The 5,743-nt window shown below is 71.1% G+C and carries 3 protein-coding genes; all 3 read left to right on the forward strand.

The genetic code is table 11. The features are described from left to right. The first annotated feature begins 507 nt into the window (after positions 1 to 507). The gene (locus QH283_RS04425; protein ID WP_280501737.1) at positions 508 to 2,367 is read left to right on the forward strand and encodes a peroxidase family protein; all 1,860 of its coding nucleotides are present in this window, start codon (positions 508 to 510) and stop codon (positions 2,365 to 2,367) included. Beyond that, positions 2,364 to 3,479, forward strand: coding sequence for a catalase family protein (locus QH283_RS04430; RefSeq protein ID WP_280501738.1), 1,116 nt, complete (start codon positions 2,364 to 2,366; stop codon positions 3,477 to 3,479). Before QH283_RS04425 ends, QH283_RS04430 begins: the two co-directional genes overlap by 4 nt. Positions 3,480 to 3,547: 68 nt before the next feature. Continuing rightward, positions 3,548 to 5,743, forward strand: a 2,196-nt coding sequence (locus tag QH283_RS04435) for a helix-turn-helix transcriptional regulator (RefSeq protein ID WP_280501739.1), incomplete at its 3' end; no start/stop codon positions are given.

Raw genomic sequence — 5,743 nt, forward strand, 5'->3', positions numbered from 1 at the left:
GATCGTGACAGAGCAGGACCAGGTCGATATCGCTGCGGCCGGGGTGGAACGCCTCCAGTGCCAGCGATCCGGCCGCGTACGCCCCGAAGAACTGGGTGCCGAGCACCTGCCGGGCAGCCGTCACGACGGCGGCGAGATATGACTCCACATCGAGGTCCGGCACCGTCCCATCATCGCCTGTGAGCGGGAGGGGCGGGTCAGGCCGACTGCATGGACCTCTCCGACGTGCCGTCCTCGATGACACCCGATGATCTGATCCGCCCGTCTCGTCGACCACGACCAGGGCGGACTCGTCGTGGCGCGGTGCCTTCCACGGCGCATGTTCCTGGTCCTGATCGGCGGCGACGACCGCGCACTGACAACACGCGGGCATCGCGCCGACGCGAGGGGGCCACAGCACGAGTAGCCGACTACTCAAGACACCCGCCTGCCGTGGGCGAACACTGGACTTCGATTCGATCTCGGCGCGGGCCGGACGCTCGCGTCGGCCCACCCTGGAGGTCCTTCATGGTCAGCACAGCGAGCGATCACACCGTGGCGGTGGGCGGCGGGAAGCGGCCGCCACCGCGTCGGCAAGGGCTTGTCACGAGGTTGTGGGGGGTGGCCGCGGAGGCCCTCGATCGACGGTTCGGCTGGTGCCGGTTGCCGACTTCGCTGGGGCTGGCGGTGCTCGTCGGCATCCGCAGCCGGTTGCGGGCGGAGAATCTGTTCGACACCGGGCCGCACCCGGACGGCCCCCTGCCCGACGACGAGCAGGCGAGGAGCAGGGCCGAGCGGGCAAGGACGATCGACGGCAGTCGCAACAGCATCGACGATCCGCGGGCGGGGTCGGTGGGCTGCCGATTCGGGCGCAATGTGCCACTGGAGTGCACGTGGCCGGAGGGGCCGGACCGGATCATGGCGCCCAATCCTCGGGTGATCAGCCTCGAGCTGCTGCGGCGCGACGAGTTCCGGCCGGCGACCACCCTGAATCTGCTGGCGGCGGCGTGGATCCAGTTCGAGGTGCACGACTGGGTGAGTCACTTCGACACCGAGGACGAGTCCATGCGGGTGCCGCCGGTCGATGGCGACCCGTGGCCGGAGCCGCCGATGACGATCCGGCGGACGCCGTCGGTGCCCGCCCCCGACCCCGGCGCGCCGCCCACCCACACCACGCAGGAGTCGCACTGGTGGGACGGCTCGCAGGTGTACGGAACGACCACGAAATTCGCGGAGGCGCTGCGGTCGGGGGAGCGGGGACGGCTGGTGCTGGACGAGCTGGGGTTGCCGCCGCTTGATGTGGAGGGGCTGCTCGACCTGCACGGGACGGCGGCCAACGCCTGGGTCGGCATCGCGCTGCTGCACTCGCTGTTCATGCGCGAGCACAATGCCATCTGTGATCGGCTGGCCCGGCGCTACCCGGACATGACCGACGACGAGCTGTACGACACGGCCAGGCTGGTGAACGCGGCGCTGATGGCCAAGATCCACACCGTCGACTGGACGCCCGCGATCATCGCCCACCCGACCACCGTCGCCGCCATGCGCGCGAACTGGTTCGGCATCCTGGGCGAGCGGATCGCGCGGCGTTTCGGGCGGGTCAGCGGCAGCGAGGTGCTCAGCGGGATTCCGGGGTCGGCGGTCGAGGACCACGGGGTGCCGTACTCGCTGACCGAGGAGTTCGTGTCGGTGTACCGGATGCATCCGCTGGTGCCGGACGAGTTCGCGGTGCGTGATCCGGGCGACGACCGGGTACTGGCCGAGCACATCCTGCCCGATCTCGGTGTCGCCCACATTCGCGAACGCATGGCCGAACACCCGATGGAGACGCTGCTCTACTCGTTCGGCCGTGCCCATCCGGGCGCGCTGACCCTGCACAACTACCCGGTGCACCTCCAGGAACTGCGACGCCCCGGGCATCCGGTGCTGGATCTGGCGACGGTGGACATCCTGCGGGTGCGTGAACGCGGCGTGCCCCGCTACAACGAGTTCCGGCGGCGGTTGCGGTTGCGGCCTGCGGGTTCGTTCCTGGAACTGACCGGTGACGCGGAGTCGGCGGCCGAGCTCGCCCGGATCTACGACACGGTGGAGGACGTTGATCTGATGGTCGGGCTCTATGCCGAGCCGAAACCGCCGGGCTTCGGGTTCAGCGACACCGCCTTCCGGGTGTTCGTGCTCATGGCCTCGCGCAGGCTCTCGGCCGACCGGTTCTTCACCACCGACTTCCGCCCTGAGGTCTACACCGAGACGGGCATGGCCTGGGTCCGGGACAACTCCATGCGCAGTGTGCTGCTGCGGCATTTCCCGACCCTGGCGCCCGCGCTGGAGGGCGTCGCCGACCCGTTCGCGCCATGGCGCGCCGCGGCGCCGCGCAGGTGGGCGTCATGACCACCCCGCAGGCCCGCCCTGCCGGCTATCTGCGCTACCGCGACGACATCGAGCAGCCGCGCCCCGACGAGGAGGCCGACATCGACAAGATCATCGCGGTGCTGCGCACCAATCTCGAGAAGGCCTATCGCAGCGGCAAACACGGTCTGCGCGACGCCCACGCCAAGAGTCACGGCATCCTCATCGGCGAGCTCACCGTGCACGCGGGTCTGCCGCCGGAACTGGCCCATGGCCTGTTCGCCACCCCGGCCACCTATCCGGTGGTCGCCCGGCTGTCGAGCACCTCGGGGGTGATCCGCAGCGACCGGCTGCGCGGCGTGCGTGGGCTCGGGCTCAAGGTGCTCGACGTGGACGGGCCGCGCATCCTGCCCGACGACCGGGCGAGCACCCAGGACTTCGTCCTGGTCACCCATCGGGAGTTCCTGTTCGCCGACGCCCACGCCTATCTGACCCGCGGCATGCCGACCGCGTGGGCGCTGGCCCGGCTGCCCGATGCCGTCCTCGACGCAGGCGCGAGCCTGGTGTCGACGCTGGACCGCCGGGTGCTGCGGCCGCTGGGCCGCCGGGTGCCGCCGAACCTGGCCGTGTTCGTCCGGCCGAACACCCACATCCTCGGCGACACCTTCTACACCTCCGCGCCCCTGCGCTACGGCGATCACGTCGCGAAGATGCTCTACGCCCCCGCCTCTCCCGAGGTCCGTGCCCTGGAAGGGCAGCCGATGGCCGCCACCGCGGGGATCAACGGCCATCGCGACGCGGTCGTGGACTTCTTCGCCGAGCACGCGGCGGACTACGAGCTGCGGGTGCAGCTGTGCACCGACATCGACACCATGCCGATCGAGGACGCCACCGTCGCCTGGCCGGAGCAGCGGTCCCCGCACCGGACTGTCGCGACCGTCCACTTCGGTCGCCAAGACCCCTATACGCCGGAGCGGCGGGCGTTCGGTGACGACGTGCTGTCGTTCAACTCCTGGCGTGGGATCGAAGCCCATCGCCCGCTCGGCTCGATCAACCGGCTCAAGCGGCGCGTCTACGAGGCATCGAGCGACTATCGGCACCAGGTGAACAACGCGCCCCGGCTCGAACCCACCGCCGAGCAGCTGCCGCGATGACCATTCACCTGCCCCTACCTGCGGAAATGTATATCCCCGCCGACCGGGGAGAACTAGAATCGGCGATTGTGGGAGACCGGTGGCAGCTCCTGGACCGTCCCGCCGAATACGAAGCCGTTCGCAGCGCGCTGACGAGCGGCGACAGCGGCGGAGTGGTGCTGGTGGGCGCCGCGGGGGTCGGCAAGACCACCCTGGCCCGGCTCGTCACCGCCGGGCTCGGTGTGCCGGTGCGCTGGGCGGCCTGCACCGAGTCCTCGCAGGCGATCCCGCTCGGCGCCTTCGCTCCGTGGATCGATTCGTCGGCCACCCGAGATCCCATCGCGCTGCTCGCCTCGGCCAGGTCGAACCTGCTCACCGAACCGTCGACCGTGGTCAGCGTCGACGACGCCTACCTGCTCGACCGGCTCTCCGCGACCCTGCTGCACCAGATCGCCGTCGACCGCGCCGCCCCCATCGTGGCCACCGTCCGCGGCGGCGAGGAGGTGCCCGACGCGGTCACCTCGCTGTGGAAGGACGGCTACCTGCGGCGGGTCGAGCTGCGCCCGCTGACCGAGCAGCAGTGCGTCACCCTGGTCGAGACCGTGCTCGGCGGCACGCTCGAGGGACTCAGCGCCGACGTCATGTGGGAGTCATCGGGCGGGAACCCGTTGTTCCTGCGCAATCTGGTGGAAGGCGCGGTGGAGGCGGGCACGCTCACCGAGGTCGACGGCGTATGGCAGTTGCGGGGGCGCGCCGCGCTACCCCCGAGCCTGATCGCCCTGCTGGACTGCAGGCTGTCGCGGGTGGACGAGCCGGTGCTGCAGGTGCTCAAGACGCTGGCCCTCTACGAACCGCTCGACCTGGACGTCCTGGTCCGGTTGGTGGGGGAGGAGGCCGTCGACGCCGCGGAGCTGTCCGGCATGATCCGCACCAACCGCGACGGCCGCACGGTCGTCGCCCGTTTCAGTCATCCGCTACTCGGCGACGTGGTGCGCGACCGGATCGGCACCGCCGCCGCGCGCGCCCGTCGCGGCCGCATCATCGACATCCTGCGCGAACAACAGCCGAGCACCGCCGCCGACCGCATCCGGCTGGCCCAGCTCTGCGTCGAGGACGACCGCCCGCTCGACAGCGGCCTGCTGATCAGCGCCGCCAAGGACGCCGTCGCCCTGTCCAACCTGCCGCTCGGCGAACGCCTGGCCCGCGCCGCCCTGGAGCGCGGCGGGGGCCTGCCCGCGGCCGAGGTGCTCTGCCGCGCCGTGCTCTGGCAGGGGCGCCCGAAGGAAGCCGACCAGCTGCTTGCCGACTTCGATCCCGACGACCTCGACGAACTCCAGCTGGTCCAGTGGGGGTTGCCGCACGCGAGCGTGCTGTTCTGGGCGATGGGGGATGTCACCCGCGGCCACCACACCATCGACCTGCTGCGCGAGCGCGTCGAGCATCCCGCGCTGCGGCTGGTGGTCGACGCCGCCGACGCCGCGATGGCGGTGCACGAGAACCGGATCGCGCACGGCATCGACGCCGCCGAACGGGTGCTCGCCGACCCGGACGCCCCGAAACAGGCGGTGGACTGGGTGGCCTTCGCGCTCGGGCTCGCCATGCCGGTGGCGGGCCGCGGCGCGGATTTCGCCCCGATCGCCGCCCGCAGCCGGGCCCAGCAGAAGACCACCGACGGCATGATCCGGGTGATGGTCTGCTACGGCGACGTCCTCGCCCTCACCCTGCTGGGCGAACTCGGGCTCGCCGATCGCCGCGCCGCCGAGTACTGCCAATTCCATTCCTCCGCACAGTTTCTCGGCTGGGCGATCGCCAAGATCGGCTGCGCCACGGTCGCGACCTATCGCGGCCGGTTCCGGCACGCGATCACCGAGTTCGAACAGGCCCTGGCCGCGCTGAACGCCGAATCCTCGCTGCCGTGGAAGCTGCCCGCGCAACTGATCCTGGCCCGCGCCTACGCGGCCGTCGGCGAGGCGGGGCAGGCCGAACGGGTGCTGACCGACGCCGAGACGCACCGCGGCGCGCATGTGGCGCTGCACGAACCGCAGCGCGTCATCGCCCGCGCCTGGCTGGCGGCGGCCACCGGCAACCGGCACGTCGCGGTGGAACTGGCGCGCAGGGCCGCCGATGTCGCGCACAGCGCCGGGCAGTACGCGCTGGAAGCCGAGGCGCTGCACCACGCCGTCCGCTTCGGGGATCGCACCGTGGCCAGGCGACTGGCCTCGATCGTTGGCCGGGTGCAGGGGCACGCGGTTGCGATCTACGCCAGGCACGCCGCCGCCTTCGAA

The organism is Nocardia farcinica, from assembly GCF_029867845.1.
GTDB lineage: Bacteria > Actinomycetota > Actinomycetes > Mycobacteriales > Mycobacteriaceae > Nocardia > Nocardia farcinica_A.

Coding starts and splice junctions, on each gene's coding strand:
- QH283_RS04425 (WP_280501737.1), top strand. CDS start 508: ATGGTCAGCACAGCGAGCGATCACACCGTGGCGGTGGGCGGCGGGAAG.
- QH283_RS04430 (WP_280501738.1), top strand. CDS start 2,364: ATGACCACCCCGCAGGCCCGCCCTGCCGGCTATCTGCGCTACCGCGAC.